The sequence below is a fragment of the Nostoc sp. genome, assembly GCF_036919815.1.
In the GTDB taxonomy this organism is placed as follows: Bacteria; Cyanobacteriota; Cyanobacteriia; order Cyanobacteriales; family Nostocaceae; genus Nostoc.
Window position 1 is genome coordinate 1 of record NZ_JBALCE010000090.1, and the last position, 21,440, is coordinate 21,440.

At 41.5% G+C, this 21,440-nt stretch carries 22 protein-coding genes; 9 read left to right on the forward strand and 13 right to left on the reverse strand.

Features of this window, described 5'->3' with window-relative positions:
- Positions 1–368 precede the first annotated feature (368 nt).
- Together V7K15_RS21200 and V7K15_RS21205 are read left to right on the forward strand one after the other, a co-directional pair.
- Positions 369–728 (forward strand): type II toxin-antitoxin system Phd/YefM family antitoxin, encoded by a 360-nt coding sequence (locus V7K15_RS21200; protein WP_334908455.1) that lies wholly within the window; start codon positions 369–371, stop codon positions 726–728.
- A 25-nt stretch (positions 729–753) separates the two neighbouring features.
- Positions 754–960 carry a Txe/YoeB family addiction module toxin gene (locus V7K15_RS21205; RefSeq protein WP_334908457.1) on the forward strand — a complete coding sequence of 69 codons (207 nt, stop codon included), beginning with the start codon at positions 754–756 and terminating at the stop codon, positions 958–960.
- A gap of 7 nt (positions 961–967) precedes the next feature.
- On the opposite strand, the gene minE is transcribed toward V7K15_RS21205, so the two are convergent.
- The 5 genes from minE to V7K15_RS21230 all read right to left on the reverse strand — a co-directional run bounded on the left by minE (position 968) and on the right by V7K15_RS21230 (position 5,857).
- The gene (gene minE / locus V7K15_RS21210) at positions 968–1,258 is read right to left on the reverse strand and encodes a cell division topological specificity factor MinE (RefSeq protein ID WP_292771853.1); all 291 of its coding nucleotides are present in this window, start codon (positions 1,256–1,258) and stop codon (positions 968–970) included.
- Between the two features lie 35 nt (positions 1,259–1,293).
- Positions 1,294–2,100, reverse strand: a complete 807-nt coding sequence (gene minD / locus V7K15_RS21215; RefSeq protein ID WP_334908459.1) for a septum site-determining protein MinD — start codon at positions 2,098–2,100, stop codon at positions 1,294–1,296.
- A gap of 370 nt (positions 2,101–2,470) precedes the next feature.
- Positions 2,471–3,538, reverse strand: coding sequence for a septum site-determining protein MinC (gene minC / locus V7K15_RS21220; protein ID WP_334908461.1), 1,068 nt, complete (start codon positions 3,536–3,538; stop codon positions 2,471–2,473).
- Positions 3,539–3,668: 130 nt separating this feature from the next.
- Positions 3,669–4,994 (reverse strand): four-carbon acid sugar kinase family protein, encoded by a 1,326-nt coding sequence (locus V7K15_RS21225; RefSeq protein WP_334908463.1) that lies wholly within the window; start codon positions 4,992–4,994, stop codon positions 3,669–3,671.
- A 200-nt stretch (positions 4,995–5,194) separates the two neighbouring features.
- Positions 5,195–5,857, reverse strand: a complete 663-nt coding sequence (locus V7K15_RS21230) for a hypothetical protein (protein ID WP_334908465.1) — start codon at positions 5,855–5,857, stop codon at positions 5,195–5,197.
- A 409-nt stretch (positions 5,858–6,266) separates the two neighbouring features.
- Here V7K15_RS21230 and V7K15_RS21235 point away from each other — a divergent pair, with 409 nt between their 5' ends.
- The gene (locus V7K15_RS21235; protein ID WP_334908467.1) at positions 6,267–7,421 is read left to right on the forward strand and encodes a Fic family protein; all 1,155 of its coding nucleotides are present in this window, start codon (positions 6,267–6,269) and stop codon (positions 7,419–7,421) included.
- 299 nt (positions 7,422–7,720) lie between these two features.
- Here the strand turns inward: V7K15_RS21235 and V7K15_RS21240 are convergent, their stop codons facing one another.
- The 4 genes from V7K15_RS21240 to V7K15_RS21255 all read right to left on the reverse strand — a co-directional run bounded on the left by V7K15_RS21240 (position 7,721) and on the right by V7K15_RS21255 (position 13,219).
- Complete coding sequence (locus V7K15_RS21240) at positions 7,721–8,215, reverse strand: DUF29 domain-containing protein (protein ID WP_334908469.1); 495 nt, start codon at positions 8,213–8,215, stop codon at positions 7,721–7,723.
- Between the two features lie 224 nt (positions 8,216–8,439).
- Positions 8,440–9,663 carry a DNA-processing protein DprA gene (locus V7K15_RS21245; protein ID WP_334908471.1) on the reverse strand — a complete coding sequence of 408 codons (1,224 nt, stop codon included), beginning with the start codon at positions 9,661–9,663 and terminating at the stop codon, positions 8,440–8,442.
- Between the two features lie 6 nt (positions 9,664–9,669).
- Entirely contained in the window at positions 9,670–11,769 is a 2,100-nt protein-coding gene (locus V7K15_RS21250; protein ID WP_334908473.1) for a RecQ family ATP-dependent DNA helicase, read from the reverse strand.
- Between the two features lie 160 nt (positions 11,770–11,929).
- On the reverse strand, positions 11,930–13,219 hold the full coding sequence (locus V7K15_RS21255; protein ID WP_334908475.1) for a Glu/Leu/Phe/Val family dehydrogenase: 1,290 nt from the start codon (positions 13,217–13,219) through the stop codon (positions 11,930–11,932).
- 307 nt (positions 13,220–13,526) lie between these two features.
- On the opposite strand from V7K15_RS21255, the gene V7K15_RS21260 reads away from it, so the two are divergent.
- Entirely contained in the window at positions 13,527–13,727 is a 201-nt protein-coding gene (locus V7K15_RS21260) for a hypothetical protein (RefSeq protein WP_334908477.1), read from the forward strand.
- Positions 13,728–13,776: 49 nt separating this feature from the next.
- Here V7K15_RS21260 and V7K15_RS30050 read toward each other — a convergent pair whose 3' ends face one another.
- Complete coding sequence (locus V7K15_RS30050; protein ID WP_442949705.1) at positions 13,777–13,884, reverse strand: DUF6888 family protein; 108 nt, start codon at positions 13,882–13,884, stop codon at positions 13,777–13,779.
- Between the two features lie 163 nt (positions 13,885–14,047).
- On the opposite strand from V7K15_RS30050, the gene V7K15_RS21265 reads away from it, so the two are divergent.
- From V7K15_RS21265 to V7K15_RS21280, 4 genes are all read left to right on the forward strand, one after another.
- The gene (locus V7K15_RS21265) at positions 14,048–14,569 is read left to right on the forward strand and encodes a Ycf51 family protein (protein WP_334908479.1); all 522 of its coding nucleotides are present in this window, start codon (positions 14,048–14,050) and stop codon (positions 14,567–14,569) included.
- 536 nt (positions 14,570–15,105) lie between these two features.
- The gene (locus V7K15_RS21270) at positions 15,106–16,296 is read left to right on the forward strand and encodes an iron-containing alcohol dehydrogenase family protein (protein WP_334908481.1); all 1,191 of its coding nucleotides are present in this window, start codon (positions 15,106–15,108) and stop codon (positions 16,294–16,296) included.
- Entirely contained in the window at positions 16,293–17,525 is a 1,233-nt protein-coding gene (locus V7K15_RS21275; protein WP_334908483.1) for an aspartate aminotransferase, read from the forward strand. The genes V7K15_RS21270 and V7K15_RS21275 overlap by 4 nt, the downstream gene beginning before the upstream one ends.
- Before the next feature lie 85 nt (positions 17,526–17,610).
- Positions 17,611–17,895 carry a hypothetical protein gene (locus V7K15_RS21280; protein ID WP_334908485.1) on the forward strand — a complete coding sequence of 95 codons (285 nt, stop codon included), beginning with the start codon at positions 17,611–17,613 and terminating at the stop codon, positions 17,893–17,895.
- A gap of 19 nt (positions 17,896–17,914) precedes the next feature.
- On the opposite strand, the gene V7K15_RS21285 is transcribed toward V7K15_RS21280, so the two are convergent.
- From V7K15_RS21285 to V7K15_RS21290, 3 genes are all read right to left on the reverse strand, one after another.
- Positions 17,915–18,106 (reverse strand): DUF6887 family protein, encoded by a 192-nt coding sequence (locus V7K15_RS21285; RefSeq protein ID WP_334908487.1) that lies wholly within the window; start codon positions 18,104–18,106, stop codon positions 17,915–17,917.
- Positions 18,103–18,279, reverse strand: coding sequence for a DUF6888 family protein (locus V7K15_RS30055; protein ID WP_196527726.1), 177 nt, complete (start codon positions 18,277–18,279; stop codon positions 18,103–18,105). The genes V7K15_RS21285 and V7K15_RS30055 overlap by 4 nt, the downstream gene beginning before the upstream one ends.
- A gap of 218 nt (positions 18,280–18,497) precedes the next feature.
- A complete protein-coding gene (locus V7K15_RS21290) occupies positions 18,498–19,721 on the reverse strand; it encodes a ScyD/ScyE family protein (protein WP_334908489.1) in 1,224 nt (407 codons plus the stop codon).
- 463 nt (positions 19,722–20,184) lie between these two features.
- Between V7K15_RS21290 and V7K15_RS21295 the strand changes: the two genes are divergently transcribed.
- Positions 20,185–21,246, forward strand: a complete 1,062-nt coding sequence (locus tag V7K15_RS21295; protein ID WP_334908492.1) for a 1-acyl-sn-glycerol-3-phosphate acyltransferase — start codon at positions 20,185–20,187, stop codon at positions 21,244–21,246.
- Positions 21,247–21,440: the final 194 nt, after the last annotated feature.

The window sequence follows — 21,440 nt, forward strand, 5'->3', positions numbered from 1 at the left end:
ACAAGCACCAAATTACTGAGGAGCCGTGTGAAGGGAAACTTTCATGCACGGTTTTGAAGACCAACGGGGTTGGTGACAACCTCGTTGAGTTTAATTACCTCTATTTTTGTTGGAGTAATCCTGCTTAAACAAGTCGGCTCATTGATTAAAGAATCTCAGCGTCTAAAGACGCTGAGAGTGTCAAATACTCCCGTTGTCGCCACTAGCAACAAAGGGAGATTTTTTTGGCGTTGCATAAAATTTGACTCTTCAAAACTTTTCAAATGTTATGTTACGATAAAAGCATCAACCTGTACAGACTTTCTGTACAGGTTAAGCGAGAATGTACTTAATTCAATTTACAAGTAAAAACGGAACTTTTGATACTTATGGTTTCTGCTAGCTATACTTACACACAAGCACGAGAAAAGCTGTCTGAACTGTGCCAAAAAGTTACTTCAGAACGCGATTTTGTAATCATTACACGTCGGAATGCTGAAAATGTAGCTTTAATAGCTGTTGATGAACTTTCTAGTATTCTAGAAACTGCTCATCTTTTACGTTCCCCCCGTAACGCTGAACGTTTACTAACAGCTTTAAATCGAGCTAAATCAGGAGTTGTGGAATCTCAAAGCTTGGATGATCTTAGTAAGGAGTTAGGATTTGACCAAAAAGAAGAACCTCGAAAACCAATCAAAACAAGAAATTCCAACAACTCCAAAGCAAAGAAAAACAGTATTTCAACCTGAATTTTTAGAAGACTTAAAATTTTGGGTGGAAAATGATCAACGAGTTACCCTTAAAGTTTTGGATCTTGTCAAAGACACTTGCCGAGATCCTTTTAAGGGGAAAGGTAAACCTGAACCTTTAAAATATTTAGATCCTAATACTTGGTTTCGCCGTTTAACACAAGAACATAGAATTGTATATCTTGTAAAAGATGATGAAATAAATTTTTTACAAGCTCGTTATCATTATTAACAAAGACTTATTTATCACCCCTTTCCCACTCAGGGATGACACCTTTCACCCGGCGGATGGGCAAATTAGCAATTAAAGCTGTAGTTCGTTGGTTGCTTTCTAAGGAGAACTCCAAGCCCTCTGTCTCAATTTCGACATAGCGACAGACGACATCTAGGATTTCTTGCCGCATTTTTTCCAACGTTTGAGGATCTAAGTCAGCGCGATCGTGAGCAATTACCAATTGCAGGCGACGTTTTACTTGAGTTCGACTGCTATCAGGACCGCGAGAAAAAAGCCGTTCTAGAAGTTCAATCATTACGAATAGGTCTGGGGCGGAGACTGGAAAATAAGTTAAACAATCTTTGTCCACAACAACCTTCGTAGACGGGCGAAGATGCTGTCTTGGGAGGAGTCGATCTCCAGAAAATCGACACTTTCCCCTTCTAATCTACGAGCAATGTTCTCAAAGGCTATGGCAGCTAAAGAGGGATTTTCCGCTAACACTAAGGGTTCGCCGCGATTGGTAGATACAATAACACGCTCGTCGTCAGGGATTACCCCGATCAGGGGAATGGCGAGAAGTTCCTGAACATCTTGCACTGACATCATATCATTTGCTTTCACCATTGCGGGTCTAATGCGGTTAATTATTAAATGAACACGCTTGATACCTTGTGCTTCTAGTAACCCCACTACCCGGTCAGCATCACGAACTGAGGAAATTTCTGGCGTGCTGACAATTAGCGCTTCTTTTGCCGGGCCGATCGCATTTTTAAACCCATTTTCAATGCCGGCGGGGCTATCAATGATCACATATTGATACTTTTGCGCTAGTGCATTTACCAATAACTTCATCTGTTCTGGTGTAACTGCATCTTTGGAGCGATTTTGGGCTGCCGGTAGGAGTACGAGATTGGGTTGGCGCTTATCTTTCACCAAGGCTTGTTCTAAGCGGCACTCTCTGGCTAAGACTTCCACCGCAGTATAGACGATGCGGTTTTCTAGCCCTAGCAGCAAATCCAAATTTCTCAGACCAAAATCCGCATCAACCAAGGCAACTAGACGCCCCATTTTGGCTAAAGCCATGCCCAGATTTGCTGAAACTGTGGTTTTACCCACTCCTCCTTTACCGGAGGTAATCACAATAATGCGAGTCATGATAGAAATGCGGTCAATGAGGGTTCAGAAAATATAAAAGCGTAAATTGCAGTATAAAGTATGAAGTATCGTATCAAGTATGAAGAAATATCTGGTCTCCCTGATTCGGGCGAGGTATGAATATTTTTTATAGCGATGTCTGACGATAAGCCCTTCGGGTTCGGGGGTTCGCAATCGACGGGAACCGCCATCGCTCTTAGCGTCTCCCCTTGGGAGAAGACTGCGACCCCCTCACCGCTTTGCGTCTGCGCTCGGGTGTGTAGAATACACTTCGCTAGGGGAAAGAAATTAGGGATTAGAGTAGTGTATTCCATCCATATAAAAACTGCTATATTTCATCCTTCGTATTCTTCATCTTTTAAGTAAATATTCAGGGCTGCTGATTGCTCTTACTCAATTGGTTTCTGTAAAAATCACTAGCCCTAGCGATGCGAATCCCTTGGGGCGTAATATGCGCGACTTCTGGAGAAAATTGCATCGGTAATTTTTCTGGTGCCCTCGCTACAGCATCTGCAATCCGCAATTGGGTTGGTTCCATTTGCAAGGCCATAATTAGACACTCACTATTACCTCCAGCCCCAGCATGAGCGATTCCACGTAAACGTCCCCAGATGATAATATCTCCATCTGCAATTACAATACCACCTGGATTTAAATCTCCCAAGAGAATTACTGTACCAGGATGACGAATTTCTACTCCAGAACGGACTGTCATTTCTAGATAGAGGGCATCTGCCTGGGGTATTGCTGTAGCTGTTGACTCGGAGACCAGAGAACTTATCGGCTGTAGTTGTTCTACAGAATACCCCGATGTCACCGCAGCGATCGCAGTTTGACGACGACTCGTCGAGACAGATATTAGCCGGAGTTCGACTTCACTTAAAGCCTCGCCAAGTTCTTGCAGTTGTCTGGCATCTACGAGGCGGTCATGTGCCATCAGATGCACAGGGCTATTAGATATACGGAAGCGATCGCCTGCATTCAGACGCTGTTTTATTTGTTGCCAAATATCAGACCAACTGAGTTCTGAGGCAGATACTTGAGATTCTGGAGGCAAAATTAATAACAGTCGTCCCTCCTTACTTTTTAACTGGACTTGAGTATTGTCTTTTACGCGATGCCCTGGTAATGCTGACTCCTCAGGATTTAAATCAGTCAGGATAAAATCTGATGTAATATCAGTATTTGACTCTACATCTGGGTTAGCAGTATTTGAATTTACATCGGGATTAACAGGATTTGACTCTACATCCGTAAGGACAGTATTTGATTTTAAATAAAGGAGGACAGAATTTAATTCCGCAACCGGGAGGATAGAATCTGACTCTAGGTCAGAAACAGTAGTATTTACATCTACCTCAGAAAGGATAGAGTCAAATTCTGCATTAGGAAGTGCAGAATTTGACTTTAGATTGGGAATCGCAGAATCAGAAGTCATGCAGTACTAGCCAAAAGACAACAGATTTTAAATTTTAAATTTGGGATTTGTGTCACCCACAAGGGGGTTGGCGTAGCGGAACATTAGTCCGACATCAACCAAAAGATTCTTTAATCTCAAATCTCAAATCTCAAATTGGCCCAGTCAACCTTTGATAAATTGTCCCCAACGCATCAGCATCGCCGACGTTACCTGGAAACAGTACTACAGGCAAATTAGGAAATTGAGGATGATCGGATGGCGTTAACACCATTGAACAACCAGCTAAAATTTGACCGAGTAAACGGGCTGAAGTTAAAGCGAGTCCACTACTCAAAACATCATTAGAGGTAATACCACCCTTACTGATTAAGAATCCTATATCAGATGGTAAACCGCGCACAATATCCATTAATAAACTTGAAACTTTTGTCCCAAACTCCAATCGTGTTTTGACATCTTTAAAACTCAGTTCCTGACGGCTAGTATAAACTACTGGTGTTTTGCCAGCTTCGTGTACCGCCCATGTACTTTTTTGAATTTCAGTTAGCAGTGTAGCAGATTGATTTGGATCATCATCAAGTAATCGCGCTACATTCACTTCGATTCCCACAGTTCCTTCTACTTGCAACAGCGCCTCTAATTGCTGAGTAGTCTTTTTCACATGGGAACCAACAATCACCGCACCTGGTTTGCCTTGTCGCACGTACTGCGCCATCTTTTCGGGGGCAATGGGTTGAGGTGGTAAAGCGGCTAAAGCTGTTAAAATACTGGCGGCACTGCGAAACAGAAAGCGTTTCCCTTGACTTGCTGCTACTAATATGTCTACTGCAAAGCGGTTGAGATCATCTTGAGTTTCACTATCGACGACAGCGCACTGATTACCATTGAGTTGTAACAAGCGTTCTAAACTACCAGCGCGAATATCTGCTAGGAGAAACCTTTCTACAACTTCGGCACTAATTCGTCCTTGAGTCTTTTCTTCGACATACTTGGGTAAGTAACTGTGATGGTAGCTGAAGACTGAATCACGGGCAAATTCAGTTTCATGGACTGGAGTGGGTACACCGCCAATAATTAAGTAATGCACACTGTCGCGGGTGATGCGTCCACCGTCAAAAAAAGCTGGGACGAGAAAATGGGCATCAAAGGGTCCAAGTTCTTGAGCGATCGCATCGGTTTCAACGGGATAATGTCCCCGTAAGGTAGAATCAGAACGGCTGACAATCAGAAAATCGTCAATCCCTTCAGCATTCAAGGCGATTTTCAGGTTCTGGCAAACTTCTATGGTTACAGATGTAGCTGACTCTGGCGTTAGCGATCTAGTATTAGTCAGCACAAATAAAATCGGCGAATCATCCTGCAACCCGGCGCGTAAAGTGTCTACATCCCAACGCATTAGCAGCAAGCAGCTGTGGACTGTTTGAGAACCTGTAGGGTCATCATCCAGGACAATTATTTTAGGTTTGTTGCTCATTTAAATCAACGGGGCGATCGTTTTTTAGGAAAGTTAAAAGGGCGGTTAGAAGTCGCTACTACACAAGCTCTCGTCCACCTCCGTGGACTAATAAATAAATGGTTTTCTAACCTGTGGAGGCAGGTTTTGTATTTCGACTGCGCTCAACACAAGTCTGTGTAGACGTGACTTCTAGTCGCCCAAGCTTCTCAAACATCTACTCAGCCTTTGTGTAATTTTCTGATTTCTGCTTGCACATCGATCGCAATTTGCAATGATTGATTTAGCAGTTGAGCATATTCGCCTGCTTGACTACTAAGTTGTAAAGCTTGCAGACTGGCTAAATTATTCACAAATAACTCTTGGTTATTAGCAAGCAATTTTTTATTATCTCGCAAAATTCGTTCCGTTTTCAGAGCGCGGACTAAATCTTCTCTAATCAGTTGCAGGGCGGCGGTGACTTTATCTCGGTCTTGGATACTGCTTTCGACGTTTCCTGATGCTGCCAATTGGTCATTAATATCTATAGCGTGGATCAGGTCATGATATTTATCAACTTCATCTAAAAGTATTGTCAGTCCTTCGGGACAGGTTAATTGTCGCCAGAGCGATCGCCCAACTAATATCGGGATTGGCACTAGAATTAGTAAAAGAATTCCGAGTCTAATTGAAGAACCAATAGTCGGCAGAATAATAAACGCATAAACAGAGCCAACAATTATTGGCGTTAGCGCCAGCGTCACCAGCATTTCATTGATGAAAAACCCTAATCGCTTCTTACTATCTTGCATAACCGAGGGTCGAAAAACGTCTTCTGGATCGAACCCAGTCAAACGTCTCAGTTCCCCCTTGCTAATTTCCAAGCCTATTAAATCCGGCTGCACGTCTGCATACTCCTATGGAAACCCAAGTTGCGTATTCACTCTCTGTGGATTAGACTTTAACCACTATTTCTACGTCCACCAGAGACGTTGTGTTCCCAGTATTACAAATGGATGGCTTTTTACGCACCCGTCCAGAAAAAAGAACTGTGTGAGCTATTTCCTAAGATTCAAACACGTTTTACTGAGCACCTTGGCTGATAATGTACGCAGCGAGTCTAGCAAAGCTATAGCAACTATACTGACCACTTAAGAAATTCAGCCAAAAGCAATGCGGTTGGTTGCTGTTTACTCTATTAGGCGTGACCTTTAATGATATCATGTATAATAAAAAAATATTCTTTATTATTGATAACAAGGAATATTCGATAATATGGATTAAAAATCTTCTCTTGTGAATGGAATCGATAATATGGTTGATACCCATAGAGCAGGTAAATACGTAGAGCAACTTGCGGGATACAAAGCTTTTATACCTAATCCTTTGCCGCCTAAACCTAAATTATGTATTGACGATGAAATGTTTGAACTTTTATCACAAGCAGATAGAGCGTTAGGTCGTTTAGATGGCTCGACAGACGCTTTACCTAATCCTGACTTATTCGTGTTTATGTATGTTCGTAAAGAGGCAGTATTGTCAAGTCAGATAGAAGGAACACAAGCTTCTTTAATAGATGTTCTTGAATTTGAATCTCGTACAGTAGAACCAGACAACCCGCAAGATGTAACTGAAGTTGTCAACTATATTGCAGCAATTAATCACGGACTCAATAGATTAGAAAATAATTTTCCTTTATCATTGCGATTGATCCGTGAAATTCATAAAGAATTATTGAGAGAAGGTCGAGGTTCTGAAAAAGGGCCAGGAGAGTTTCGCCACAGCCAAAATTGGATTGGCGCTGGAAAATGTTCTTTAAAAGAAGCTACTTATGTTCCACCTCCACCCCATGATATGCAAGAAGCTTTAAGTAATTTTGAGAAGTTTTTACATGACTCTGCCCCAATGCCAGCTTTAATTAAAATTGGATTAGCTCATGCTCAGTTTGAAACAATTCACCCTTTTGAAGACGGCAACGGAAGAACAGGACGTTTGCTAATTACTTTCTTGTTATGTGAAAAAAATATATTAAAACGCCCATTGTTGTACATATCTTATTACTTCAAAAAACACCGTTTGCAATATTACGATTATCTCCAATCTATAAGGGATACTGGGGATTGGGAAAGCTGGCTTAAGTTTTTTCTAAAAGGTGTATATGAAGTTGCTCAGGAAGCATCTACTGTTGCTCGTCAAATAGTTAATTTAAAAGAGGAACATCGTAGAATAGTAATAAAAAAAATCAGCAGTCGCAAGTCAGGAAGTGCTATAGCTTTACTTGAAAAACTTTATTTCCAACCAGTTTTTAATATGGAAGTTGCTCAAGAAATTACCCAATTATCATATGCTAATACTAACAATTTAGTCAAAGAATTATGTGCCATAGGAATTGTGCAAGAAATTACCGGAAATAAACGTAACCGAGCTTTTACTTATGGCCCATACCTATCTATTTTTAACGAGCGCTAACAAATAAGGATTAGTATTTCATATTTGGCAAGATTTCTACATCCTCTAATCCTTTGTTAGCAGAGTAACTTAAGAGGATTTACAAAAGTTTTGCGATGCTATTCGTTTAAGTTGAATTCTCAACACTGGGTCAGTGAGGCATTCTTACAGGAATTCGTCGGGTGAGGATTCATTTTAATCGGGTTTACCGTGATGATTGTGGGCATCGCTCTATGTATGACAGCAATTCAGAAAAAATTATTATCATTTTTATTTAGGTTATGATCCTTTCTTTGGTCAGCACAAATTAAGTATCTATTCTAATCAGCTTTAGCATGATGATTGTGGTTATATTCAGGAAACCAGTTTTCATCTAAAATTTGCTCTAAAGAACCAATGGGTATCAAGGGGAATATGTCAATAGAAAGTTGAGAGCGATCGCTTGCTTCTGATCTTGCTTCTTGGTAACATATATCAAAAATTTCTAAGATGTAAGGCCTAAGACTAGGACTTTCTTTGAGTTGATCCTTAATCTCTCTACGGAATGTCCTGATTTCCCCTTTCCAATGTCCTTCATTTTGCTCCCGTTCTTTATCCCAGTATGTGAGCTTAAGCAGATCTTCAAAAAGTCTAATCAACAGACTTTTCATCGTTCGCTTCTCCCTTCTACCCATACTTTCTAATTCTTCTAACAAATTATCTAAATCCACAGATGAAAACTGACCAGCACGAAGTTGGTTGATGGTTGTCCTCAGCCAAAGGTAATAATCTTCGTCGTATAAAGTCTGGGTTGTTGGTTCTATTTGGATCACCATATACTTATTCAACTCCTATTGTTTGTATTAAAAACTGTATGTTTTCTACCCCAATTGTGCTTCAGGTTTTGAATAGACATAGGCGTGAAATTAAATATGCGTTACCCAGAACCCTTGTAGAGAACTAGCAGTGCTACGTCTCTATATTCTTTTTCACTCCTATGTCTAATACTCAGAATTGCCTTTAATCTTTCACAAAAATAAAAATACCCTTTTTAACACCATCATAATAAAGAAAGTTGAGTTGTTGGTTGATTAATTATATAAGCGACTGGTCTGTTAATTTTTCTCACCTTACCTTCATTCACAGCCCTATTTAACCAATCCTGCATTTGAGATAGTCTGACATCCAGACATTCCGCCAGAGATTTTGCATCTTTCGGTTGCTGTAAATGATTAAGGATGATAGGTAAAATAGCTTGATAAATATCTTGTGGACGAATATCCAAAACAGTCTCTTGAGGTGTTATTTCTACCTCAGCCTGTCCCGATTCAACCAATGAAGCTGCTTTTGTCAAAAGTTCCCTCAACGAATCATTCCACGGTTCAGCCGGAAAAGGTTTTGCACCCTGATTGTGCAGTTGCTGATTACCTTCTGATACAGCCCCATCCAACCGGACAAAAACTGGGATATCTTGAAGTCGAGAAAGCGCTTCCACTGCACCTGCCCAAGTACCACCTTTGCCAAAAGATGAAATAACTACAAATGCATAATCTGCTAAAGCATAAATATATTTGTTTCGCCCCATCGCATTACCAGTATTGAAACCAGCTTCGGGATCGTAACTAGAAACTAAGGTAAGTCTACCCTCTTGAATGCTAGAGCGATACTTGCTATTAACTGCTGCTTTAATTAAACTATCTGCCAGTACACCGATAGATGTTCCTCCCGCGTCCAACACAGCCAGCATTGCTGCTTGGTCTACGCCACGCGCCCCACCGGAAATCACCTGCATTCTTTGTACAGCGATATTTTGTGCAACTCTTTGTGTGTAGCCAAGTATCTCCTCATCGACATCACGAGAACCGAGAATTGCTAATCCTCCCATAGATAGCAGCTCGATATTGCCAACTCCATAGAGAATTGCTGGTGCTGAATGTCTCAGTCTTTGCTTGAGACATTTAGGATAGTTTGTGTCACTTCTTCCCAGCACCCACAATCCCTGATTAGTCCATTTCTCAACCGCTAGACTCAGCATCATACCCCGTTTTAGTAAAGCTAAAAGCCTGTCAGGGTTAAGTTTATTAACAGTAATTTTTTGTAACTGTTCTTTAGCTGTATATTCTAGTAAATCTGCTGGCCGCATCTGGTTTTCCCGCAACCAATCTGTTAAAGAATTATACTCACTCAGAGTCAGGGGTTGTGGTTCAATTTGGCGATTTTGACCAAAGCTGGCACACAACAGCAAAATTGCTTGAGTATCTGGTTGTAGGACATGATTTAACATGATTTTCTAATCCCCTTGACTTAATGAATTGAGTGCCAATGCTACAGGAAAAACCACCCCACTGTTAGCACGCCGCAAAAGTGCTGCAATTACAGTAAAAGTCCAACGGGAATCAACTATATCATCAACCAAGAAAACAGAAGCACTTATTCCTTTCCAAGAATCAACAGCAAAAGCACCATCCAAATTATGAGCTTGTTGGTAACTATTGCTCATCTTTTTTTGTAACTCAGTTTGGTGAACTTTCCGCACAATTGGCATGAAGGATAAGCCTAATTTTTCTGCTAGTCGTTGAGCAAAATTTGGTACAAGTTCTGGACGATTCAGCGAAGGAACACAAGTTACCCAAGTCGGAAATGGTTGTGGTTTCCAATGTTGAATCATTTCAAAAACACCTTGTACCAGTGCATCGTCAAAATGATTATCTTGATATTTACCCTGCTTGACTAATTCTCCCCAACCTGCATCACCCCATAAAGATAATGCCCTTGCTGCTTCTACTTGTAAATTATTTTTAATATTGCCTGAAAAGCCATAATTGGGCAATGCTTGTGGTGGCCATCTTTTGCGCGGTTCAATGATTTGGTTGCTGCGACGTAAATATTGAATTGCTTTATTTACAAGTTCGAGTGAGCAAGTTTCTGGTAATAATGGTCTCTGCAAGCATACAGCACATTTGCCGCAAGCAGTCCGAGTAGGATCATCTAATTCTCTTGCTAGAAAAGTCATCAAGCATTCTTGAGTTTGCATATATTCCAACATTCGAGCTTGTTCTTGGCGGCGAATTTGTGTGAGTTTTTGAATTTTATCTGTGTCAGGTTGATAAAATACTGGGGTAAGATACCATTTGGAATTTTGCTTAGTTACAGGTGCAGGAAATTCTAGTGACAGCAGTTTTAAAACTTTCTCAATTTGTCCTCGTGAAAGATTGAGTTGCTGCTCCAATTGCGGAACAGAAAAACCGTCTACAGCTTCGTTGAGTACATTTAAAATCTGTTGTGTATGCATTTCTGGAGGAAAGGCTGTATTGATAAAGTAGTTATTAATTTCATCATCTTCATTACCGCTTAGAAGAATTCCATAGGCTTTTTCTACTGCTCTACCTGCTCGTCCTACTTGCTGATAATAGTGGACAACAGAGCTAGGACGCTGGTAATGAATCACAAATCCTAAATCTGGTTTATCAAAACCCATTCCTAATGCTGTCGTTGCAACTAAAGCTTTAATTTTATTTTGAAGAAGTTCATCTTCTAATAATATACGATCTTCACTTTCTAAATTACTATGGTATGCTTTAGCATTAATATTTTGAGTTTTCAACCAATCAGCAACTTGTTCGGCATCTCTAACAGTTAATGTGTAAATAATCCCACTTCCCGGTAAGTTAGGAAGCTGTTGTGCTAACCATGCCATTCGCGCTGCTGGACTAGGGATAGAAATATTTTGCAGATGCAAACTTTGTCTGGTTAAATTTCCTCTGGAAACACGCAGATTTGAACCCAATTGAGCAATAATATCATTGACTACTCGATTATTAGCTGTAGCAGTTGTAGCCAAGACCGGAATATTTTGCGGAAGTGCTTGTAAAATTCTCACAATCCGGCGATAGTCAGGGCGAAAATCATGTCCCCAATCGGAGATACAATGAGCTTCGTCAACAACAAATAAACCTATGCGTTGAGACACTGGTAAAAGAATGTTTTCCCGAAATTCGTCGTTAGCTAGTCTTTCGGGAGAAATTAGCAGAATGTCTACTTCTCCTACTAACAACTGTCTTCCTACCAGTTGCCATTCATCTGTATTACTAGAGTTAATTGTTTTAGCTTTTACACCAATGCGTTGGGCTGCTGCAATTTGGTTTCGCATCAAAGCTAGTAATGGCGAAATCAAAAGAGTACAACCAGCACCTTGATCTCGTAGCAAGCGAGTTGCTAAAAAATAAACTAGACTTTTACCCCAACCGGTGCGTTGGACAACGAGTAACCGTGACTTTTGCTGGAGTAATTCTTCAATAGCTTCCCATTGTCCAGGGCGAAAGTCGGCTGTGGAGTTATCAAGGGCTTGACGCAGCAGCAATAATCCCTGTTCGTGGAGGTCAGTTGCCATATATACCAAGTATCTGATTGTGATTTCTGTTGTAACATCAAAGACAATCAGTATTAGTTATGTTACAGCGATCGCTAAATTAGGTAGAGGCACAATATTATAATATTGCACCCCTACACATCTGGTCTATTTAATTAAAAACCGTGCATATTCCTAAATCTTAAGGATAAAGACCTCTGTCAGTTAGTGCCTGAGCTACTCTACCTACGCCCAGTGTGTAAGCTGCTAACCTTAAAGAAATTTGCCGTACTTTCGACTGGTGAATCACCCGATGGTAGGCATTCACCATCAAATGTTCCATTTCTCTGTTAACACGCTCCTCATCCCAAAATACGTAGGAAAGACCCTGCACCCATTCCAAATAACTGACTACCACACCGCCAGCATTCGCCAAAATGTCTGGTAACACTGTCACACCCCGCGCCTCTAACGCCAAATTAGCCTCAAGAGTAACCGGCCCGTTAGCTGCTTCGGCGACAATTTGCGCCTGCACCTGATTTACATTTTCTTCAGTAATCTGATTTTCTAAAGCTGCTGGTATTAAAACATCGCAGGGTAAAGTTAATAAATCTGCATTGCTAATTGGTACAGATTGCGGGAAACCGATAATACTCTTGCGATTTTCAGCAGCGTAGACTTTCAACTTGGGAATATCAAGACCAACTTCGGAAAATACTCCCCCAGCACCCGTTGAAACAGCAATAATTTTTGCGCCTGCTTCATATAGTAATTCCGCAGCAGCACTACCAACGTTACCGAAACCCTGGATAACTACTTGCACTCCCACCAAGGATTTACCTTTATCTGCTAGCGCCTGACGCACAATAATCATCACACCACGTCCGGTTGCCATTTCTCGTCCCAGAGAACCACCAATAGAAAGGGGTTTCCCAGTTACAACTCCTGGTACAGCATGACCGACATTTACAGAGTAAGTATCCATCATCCAAGCCATTTCACGGGCAGAAGTACCCATATCGGGTGCAGGAATATCTACCGCAGGTCCAATATCTTTAATCAACTCGCTGATATATCGGCGGCTGATTCGCTCTAATTCGCCAACACTGTAGCGTTTGGGATCTATAGGAATGCCACCCTTGGCACCACCATAAGGAATACCTAACAATGCACATTTCCAAGTCATCAGCATTGCCAGAGCGGATACTTCCCGCAGTGTCACAGCCGGATGGTAACGAATTCCACCTTTGTAGGGGCCTAAGACATCGCAGTGCTGTACGCGATGTCCAGCAAGAACTTGTATTTCTCCATCATCTAGTTTCACCGGAATGGAAACCGTGACAACCTTACGCGGGTGGCTGAGAATTTCCAGCAAACCCTGATTTAAATTTAATTCTTTAGCTGCCGCTTCTAAGTAGCTACAGGCTTGGTCAAATGGGCATATATGCCCTGGAGAAGCAGGTTCTGGCAGCAACAGTGATTTTGAAATCATAAAATTTTCTCCTTATCACGGTATCTTTACGAACCGGATATCATCTATACTTAGTTTATCCTTTTTTTTGGGAAAAACAAGTATTTTGTAGTTTTTGTTACAGTTTTATTTTTTATATCCTGCTAGGGCTATAAAGCAGTATGGGGACTAATGCATTCTAGATAGCCTGCTTTGTTAGGGAATTTCAAAAAATAAATTATCCAATCTTGCGGGGAGTCGCTCTTTAGCCGTCCAGTTTATTGGACGGGCGAGACGCCATTGATGTCAAGTTAAGAAAAATAGAGTCTTGTCAAGAGGGGCCTAATAATTGACTAAACTCAAGACAATGGTGCTGAGTTTAGCCATGAGTAAACCACGGAAAAAACAAGGGAATCCAGACTTTCGCCATCATGTAACGGCGCCAGCGCCTGAGAGCAAGGAGATTGAATCACGATTATTTGAACTACTTAGTCCAGGGACATTTGCGAATCTCAAAGATGTAAAAGATAAAGAACGGAACCAGCCTTAACTTGACACCAATGGCTTTCCGGCCCACCCCACAAAATTGGATAATTTATTTATTTGTTGGAAATCCCTAAGGTAACTAGGTAAACCGGGAGATACATTCGTGTTAGCCAAGTTAAAACTCTGTATAACTGTTTCAATTGTTCTGAGGTTGGCTCCATTTCACCGCTAAACTTAGGCTAAACCCAAGTTTAAACTTTATTGTGACTGCTTCCTGCCCAATATTCTGATTGGCATTAAAGACTCCGATAACCCTTATGGTGTAAGCTCTCGGTAAAATGGGTGTGTCGGTAACGAAAAAAAGACGCTTCCATAACCAACCTTATGCTCACAACAGCTAACTTTCTTCAGTACACCCAATGGTCAGGTATAGCTACCTTGGTATTCGCAGCCATAGCAGTTTTGGCTTTTATTCTCAAATGGGACATCCGCTTTCGGGTAGTGGGTACAACTGGCTTTATGTTGGTGTTGACGGGTGGTTTGTTTGCACTCTCAATAGTCCCCTTGAGTCGGGCTGTGATTCCCGGAGCAGTCCGGTACACTCTAGTTTATGACAATGGGACAACACAAGCGGTAATTGCCACATCACCCAAAATTACACCCACACAATTAGAAGCAACTTTACGTCAAGCAGCTAGTAATCTGTTTTCTTCTGGTCGTTCAGGTACACGGATAGACGACAAGTTGACAGTTCGCGCCCGTACCATTGTTCACCCGGAACCAGGGATTTCTGTACCAGTTTACTTGGGTGATGCCAAGCGATCGCTCATTTCCCGTCAAAATTCCCTAATGACAGTCGAAATTTACACAGACAAATTCGCCCAATTGACAAAACCTACCGCTTAAAAGGAGCAGGGGGACAAGGAATAAGAATTAAATAACATACAATTTATGTTCCTGGCTTACCTCACCCTCAATCCCTCTCCTTATAAAGGAGAGGGAAGCTAGATAAAGGAGAGGGATCGTGAGACAGGATGAGGTTTTGCATTTTATTTAATCCACGTTCATAAGGGGATAGGGGGACAAGTTTCTTCCTTGTTTTTTCCCAATGCCCAATGCCCAATGCCCAATGCCCAATGCCCACTTACACATGATCAATTCTCAATGGCTTTTCTTGAGAATCTGACAATGGTAATGTTAATTAATTAATATGGTTATTCAAAACTTTGATAGTTCGGAATTTCAGGTGGATGAGCATCATAGATTTAAGCAAGGTTGTCAAACTACTCAATCAGTGGGTAACAGGCTTTGTCTATCTCATTGCTTGGCTCAAATCCAGATGAGCCGGGTGTAAGCCATTCAAAAACCAGCTTGGCAACAAGAATTCCTGATCACCAGTCTATTTGATTAAAAAATATCAAAGTTTTGCCAAACTAGATTATATGCACAATAAATTTTCTACTCAACCTTCTTTGTCTACTCAAACCTCTAGTTCATTATTTACGCTCACAGTTGCCCCCGCAAAAGTAATCCGTGGTTCTGGGGTGTTGCAAACAGCCGCAGCCGAGATCGCCTGTTTGGGAAATCGTCCCTTAATTGTTGCAGGTGAGTCTACTGTTGCTATCAGCCAAAAAAATTTGCAACCAGTTTTAGAAACGCAACAGTTACATACTGCCCAAGCTTCCTATGGTGCAGATTGCTGCGAAGCTAGCCTGAAATCTTTACAGAAGACGGCAAAAGAACATAAAGCTGATGTGATTATTGGTGTCGGTGGCGGCAAAGCCCTAGATACAGCGAAATTAGTCGCGCAGCAGTTACAGTTGCCAGTGGTGACAATTCCGACTTCCGGGGCTACCTGTGCAGCTTGGAGTGCTTTGTCAAATGTTTATTCGGAAGACGGGGCGTTTCTCTACGATGTGGGACTGTCTAAATGCCCCGATTTATTGATACTCGATTATGACTTGATTAAAACTGCACCAGAACGTACTTTAATAGCTGGAATTGGTGATGCGATCGCTAAGTGGTATGAAGCCTCTGTTAGCAGTGGGCATTTGCAAGATACTTTAATTATTGCCGCAGTGCAACAAGCACGAGTTTTGCGAGATATCCTCTTGCAAAAGTCAGCCGCCGCCACCAAAGAACCAGGTAGTGAGGTTTGGCGAGAAGTTGTAGACGCTACTGTGTTACTCGCCGGGGTAGTTGGGGGACTTGGCGGAGCGCAGTGTCGCACAGTTGCGGCCCATGCGGTGCATAATGGTTTAACGCACATTTCAGGACATGGCAGTATTCATGGCGAAAAAGTTGCTTTTGGAATTTTGGTACAACTGCGTTTAGAAGAAATGCTCCAAGGTAATCAACTAGCCGCATCAGCACGGCAACAGTTGTTAAAGTTCTACGCAGAAATTGGACTACCCCAAAAATTAAGTGATTTGGGATTGGGCAATATTACATTAGGCGAGTTGCAAACAGCCGTTGAAATTGCTCTAGTTCCTAATTCTGACATCCATCGACTACCATTTAAAGTCGCGCCAGAACAGTTGATGGCGGCAATGGTTTCTACCACTGCACCTATAGATAGTAGGGATACTACAAATCGAGTTTCGCCCAAGGGAATGAGTGACGAGGTTTTATGAGTTTAAATTGGATTGTCCCAGCAGAACGTATACAAAAACTGCCACCTTATGTATTTGCCCGTTTAGATGAACTGAAAGCTAAAGCACGGGAACAAGGTTTAGATTTAATTGATTTGGGTATGGGAAACCCCGATGGTGCAACGCCAGCACCAGTTGTAGAAGCTGCGATCGCTGCCTTGAAAGATCCCGCTAATCATGGTTATCCGCCTTTTGAAGGGACTGCTAGTTTCCGCCGTGCCATCACCAATTGGTATCATCGCCGTTATGGTGTGGTTCTCGATCCTGATAGCGAAGCCTTGCCACTGCTGGGTTCTAAAGAAGGATTAACCCATTTAGCGATCGCCTACGTTAACCCTGGCGATTTAGTTCTGGTTCCTTCCCCAGCTTATCCTGCACATTTCCGCGGCCCAGCGATCGCAGGCGGGAAAATCCACAGTTTGATTCTTAAACCAGAGAATGACTGGTTAATTGATTTAGCTGCGATTCCTGACGAGGTTGCTAAACAAGCTAAAATTCTCTATTTCAACTATCCCAACAATCCCACCGCCGCCACAGCACCCCGCGAATTCTTTGAAGAAATCGTTGCCTTCGCCCGCAAATATGAAATTTTGCTGGTACATGATTTGTGTTACGCCGAATTAGCTTTTGATGGTTATCAACCCACTAGCTTGTTAGAAATTCCTGGCGCGAAAGATATTGGTGTGGAATTTCACACCTTATCTAAAACCTACAATATGGCTGGTTGGCGAGTTGGGTTTGTGGTGGGTAATCGCCATATAATTCAAGGTTTGCGGACACTGAAAACTAACTTGGATTACGGGATTTTTGCCGCATTGCAAACAGCAGCCGAAACAGCTTTACAATTGCCAGATGTGTATTTGCACGAGGTACAACAACGCTACAGTACCCGCCGTGATTTCCTGATTCAAGGATTAGGAGAGTTGGGTTGGGATATCCCCAAAACTAAGGCAACAATGTATCTTTGGATGAAGTGCCCTGTTGGGGTTGGTTCCACAGATTTTGCTCTGAACGTATTGCAGGAAACAGGCGTTGTTTTAACTCCAGGTAATGCCTTTGGGGTTGCAGGTGAGGGTTATGTCAGGATCAGTTTGATTGCAGACTGCGATCGCTTGGGTGAAGCTTTACATCGCTTTAAGCAAGCTGGCATCCGCTATCAACCTGAAGTTGCACTCTCTACATCAGAAGCGATCGCCGATCTCGTTAGTTGAATAGAGTCAGGAAGCCCAACATTACATGACTCAAATTTTTTCTGATGATGTTTGATATCATGCAAAAAAGTAAATAGAGTTAAAAATGATTGGTACTAATATTTACATCAGTCAAGAAACTCAAGAATCTCTAATTAAAGCTGCTGCTTTAAAAGAGATGTCTCTTCAAGAACTAGCTTCTTCTATTCTGAAGCAAAGTATTCAAGAAAAGTTTGGGCAAATTAGCTATTCTTCCGAGAATCAAGGTAAATTTGCCATTAATCCTCTTGTAAAAATGCAACCCTATGCTTATTTGGCAGATCCTAATGAACCCGTTATTTCTCCTGATGATTGGGAAATAAATCATAATTTTGAAGTGAATGATTTGTGATCATTCTTGATACTGAATGCTATCTTTGTCCCTGGCTGACTTTCCTTTCTAATTCCGCCTCTGCTTCTTCAATTGACATTAGCTTTGGATTTGGATTGGCTGCGTGCAAACGATCGACGTAGGCATGAAACGCTTCGGTATTATCGGGATTCTGTAATACATAAGCTCGTAACTCGGCATCGCTCATATCCATAAAGTTGGTTTGTGTCATTTTGTAACTACCTCCCCATTCGGATAAATTTCTATCTCTATTGTCTCTCCCACCAACATCACTATGCGTTTTGTTCTTTCGTCCATCCGCACTAGATTTATAGGTCGGAGCAAATTGCTCATTCTCACTGACATTCGGTAAAAGCTCCGCAATTGTTCTACTGTTGGTTCCAATTTGACCTCATTTTAGGTGTTTGTTCCATAAGGTAAATTAGAGAGTCCAAAATAGTCCTGTTCAAGCGCGATCGCTTTACTATTATAAAACTTACGCAAAATTACATTCTGTAGGGGCAATTCATGTAGCTTTAGCTTTCCTACGGAACGCTACGCGAACCCGCAGGGTATTGCCCCTAAGAAGAAAATCACGGTTTCGACTATTGTTTGCGTAAGTCCTATATTAATTGGTTCTTAAGTCCTTTGGCTTTACCATTTTGCAACAAAGTAACGCTCGCAGTGCCAACAAGCGCTAATAAGCTGAAAGTAGAAGTAGATTCAGGAACAGACTTGGGATTCTCAATTTTGAGAACTTGTCCTAGTCCTGGGCGATCGCCTCGGTTTGTCACATAAATAGCACCATCAGCACCAATAGTCAAAGCAGTAGGAGACTCTAGTCCATTGCCACTAAGAATAGTTGTGCGAGTTCCATCGGTCGCTATTTTAATCACAGAACCATTTAGATTACCTTTCCAGAGTGACTGATTAGCGTACTGCAAAGCATATAAATTACCCTCAGCATCAAAAGCTAAGTCAGTAAGTTGGGTAAAGCCATCACTATACACTGTTCGTTGACCATCAGAACCAATTCGATAGATTTTTGCTTTACCTTCTGGAAAAGGAAAACCAGTTAATTGGCTAATATAATAAGCGCCATCTGGGCCTTTGGCGACATTTGTCGGTACTGGTTGGATTTCAAATGGCGATGACGATCCACCAGAGGGAAAAACTGGATTAGTTAATGTCTGCCGGGGAATTGTGGCGATCGCCTTCAAATTACTTCCATCAGTCTTTAAACTGAATAAGTCATTCGCACCCGCATCAACTGCAATAATGTTATTTCCATCTAAAAGAAGAGAGAAGGGATTGCTAATTACATCGCCTTTATCAGGATTATTTGCAAGTTCATAATTAGCTAAATTAGCAACACTAGTCCAGGAATTTGTATTGAAATTAGCAGTGATGATTTTTCCTAAGTCAGTGTTACCTAATCTGGTGCGAAATGTGGGATTTGAACCATACCCAACCGCAATATAAGGCTTGCCAGTAGCATCAAATTTGATATCTTGAGGGCCAGAAGTATCAGTACCATCTGGTAGTGCTAAAGAAGGAAGTCCTGTAAGTATACGTTTTTGCGTACCATTTCCAATTTTTGTCACTGCACCAGTTGTGCCATAACATAAAGATTGGTTTGCAACGCTCGGTGAAGGAACACAAGCTCCACTTCCGCCTGTTCCTGCTTCTGTGACGTAGAGGCTCCCGTCAGGGCCAAAAGTTAGACCCCGTGGATTATTAAGGCCATCGGCAATTACCGAAAACGATGCTGCTTCTGCTGCTTTCATGCCCGAAAAAGCCGCAATACAAGCACTCAAAAATGTAATCCCAAATTGCTTTAGTTTCATTAAACCCGTCCGAAATTTAAATTTGCGTAAAGGTAAAATATACCAGATGAAATCTGAAGTTCTTAATTTTGAGTCGTATTCTACCATTGACAAAAATTTTTGCAACACATAAATGGGCTGTAGGGGCGTACAGATATACTGATTTATTCTCTAGGGTATATTTCCGTATATTTAGGCGCAGTTAGTGCCTGCTTTGGCATAGCCTGCCGCAGACCCCCACGCTCATGAGAGTTCAGTGGCTTCAAATCAGTAGGGATTAAATCCGATAAACTTTCCAACTAATTTTGCAGTTTCAAAGCATTTCTAAGTTTTTCCAAATCATCACTAATTTTGGCAAGACTACAACCCTATCTGAAATTTTTATCAAAAAAATATGTAGTTAATTTTAATTCTCAGGTAAGATGCCAATGGCAAAGCTATGATAAGATTTAAATAAAATTTTTGCGTAATCTATATTACTATTTTGATTAATCAACACTCCGAAAACCTCCTAAACACTCAACTGGAAAATGTGCCAAGTAAAGGCTATATATTTAGCTGGTTTGATTGGTTTTGTCTTTGGTATCCTCCAGGCTGGCTAATTTTATTCAACCGCCATTGGCAGCACTATCAAACCGATCCTGATGGTTGGAATTGGACTGAATATGGATTATTTTTAATTCCAGGCGGATTTTATCTGGCGTTGCTGAGTCGCTGGTTGCGTCTTGGTTTTCGTTTACCCCGAAAAGAAGTTGGTGAATTTGATCCCAAATATCAACAAGCTTTTAGGGAAGAAGTTCTCGGCCCCATCGTTAAATACTATTTTCGGGGAGAATTGCAACAAGTCGAAAACTTGCCGCCAACAGGATCATTGATTGTGGCAATGAATCACGCCGGGATGTGTTTTCCTTGGGATTTTTTGACCTTGGGTTATTTATTAAGTAAAGCTAGAGAATGGAAAGTCCAACCTGTAGCAAGTCCAATATTATTTGAGCATCCTTGGGTGATTTGGTGGCTACCACCTAAATGGTCGCAGGTTTTAGGTGGTGTCCGAGCCGAATTAGATGATTTTGAAACAGCGATCGCAGCGCCAACGCCTACGGCAAACGCTCAAGGTAAAATTCTCTTATATGCACCCGAAGGTATCCGCGGACCTCTGAAAGGTTGGAAAAAACGCTATCAACTAGAAAAGTTTGATGTAAGTTTTATTAAGTTGAGCGATCGCTATCAAACTCCCATTCTGCCAGTAGTTTGCATCGGTAGTGAATCTTTACATCCTTGGACTGTTAATTTTCCTAAATTGCAACGATTAGTTAAGTTACCATTCTTGCCTTTCTCGCCTTTGATGCTTGTCTTAATTCTGTTTCCTTCAATGGGAATTTGGGCAATGAGAACTCGCTTGCGGTACTTTATTCAGCCTTTGGAAGAAGTAGGGTTGAAAACTGACTCCAGTAAAGGGCGTGTAGCAATTTATCAACAGGCGCAAGAATTACGAGAAAAACTGCAAACTAAAATTACTTTGATGGTAAATAAATCCGCGCTGTAGGGCTAAAGCGCAATGCTCATACGTGTCAACTTAAGGTGAAAGCCAGTCTGAACAAGTTTTTAGAGATTATCTCTTATCTCGTACCTCGTTAAGAGTCTGAGAGGTTGTTTGAAAAGTGATATGTTGTGATTTTAATCGAATTGTTACCCCCCTTAATCCCCCCTTGTAAAGGGGGGAAACAAGAAAAATTCGGT

What these genes read in the sequence shown, in the direction of transcription:
- V7K15_RS21240 (WP_334908469.1), bottom strand. Translation starts at nt 8,215, where the DNA reads ATGGTGATCCAAATAGAACCAACAACCCAGACTTTATACGACGAAGAT.
- V7K15_RS21255 (WP_334908475.1), bottom strand. Translation starts at nt 13,219, where the DNA reads ATGATTTCAAAATCACTGTTGCTGCCAGAACCTGCTTCTCCAGGGCAT.
- V7K15_RS21265 (WP_334908479.1), top strand. Translation starts at nt 14,048, where the DNA reads ATGCTCACAACAGCTAACTTTCTTCAGTACACCCAATGGTCAGGTATA.
- V7K15_RS21290 (WP_334908489.1), bottom strand. Translation starts at nt 19,721, where the DNA reads ATGAAACTAAAGCAATTTGGGATTACATTTTTGAGTGCTTGTATTGCG.
- V7K15_RS21245 (WP_334908471.1), bottom strand. Translation starts at nt 9,663, where the DNA reads ATGTTAAATCATGTCCTACAACCAGATACTCAAGCAATTTTGCTGTTG.
- V7K15_RS21200 (WP_334908455.1), top strand. Translation starts at nt 369, where the DNA reads ATGGTTTCTGCTAGCTATACTTACACACAAGCACGAGAAAAGCTGTCT.
- V7K15_RS21225 (WP_334908463.1), bottom strand. Translation starts at nt 4,994, where the DNA reads ATGAGCAACAAACCTAAAATAATTGTCCTGGATGATGACCCTACAGGT.
- V7K15_RS21275 (WP_334908483.1), top strand. Translation starts at nt 16,293, where the DNA reads ATGAGTTTAAATTGGATTGTCCCAGCAGAACGTATACAAAAACTGCCA.
- V7K15_RS21250 (WP_334908473.1), bottom strand. Translation starts at nt 11,769, where the DNA reads ATGGCAACTGACCTCCACGAACAGGGATTATTGCTGCTGCGTCAAGCC.
- minE (WP_292771853.1), bottom strand. Translation starts at nt 1,258, where the DNA reads ATGATTGAACTTCTAGAACGGCTTTTTTCTCGCGGTCCTGATAGCAGT.
- minD (WP_334908459.1), bottom strand. Translation starts at nt 2,100, where the DNA reads ATGACTCGCATTATTGTGATTACCTCCGGTAAAGGAGGAGTGGGTAAA.
- V7K15_RS21280 (WP_334908485.1), top strand. Translation starts at nt 17,611, where the DNA reads ATGATTGGTACTAATATTTACATCAGTCAAGAAACTCAAGAATCTCTA.
- V7K15_RS21235 (WP_334908467.1), top strand. Translation starts at nt 6,267, where the DNA reads ATGGTTGATACCCATAGAGCAGGTAAATACGTAGAGCAACTTGCGGGA.
- minC (WP_334908461.1), bottom strand. Translation starts at nt 3,538, where the DNA reads ATGACTTCTGATTCTGCGATTCCCAATCTAAAGTCAAATTCTGCACTT.
- V7K15_RS21270 (WP_334908481.1), top strand. Translation starts at nt 15,106, where the DNA reads ATGCACAATAAATTTTCTACTCAACCTTCTTTGTCTACTCAAACCTCT.
- V7K15_RS21285 (WP_334908487.1), bottom strand. Translation starts at nt 18,106, where the DNA reads ATGACACAAACCAACTTTATGGATATGAGCGATGCCGAGTTACGAGCT.
- V7K15_RS30050 (WP_442949705.1), bottom strand. Translation starts at nt 13,884, where the DNA reads ATGGAGCCAACCTCAGAACAATTGAAACAGTTATACAGAGTTTTAACT.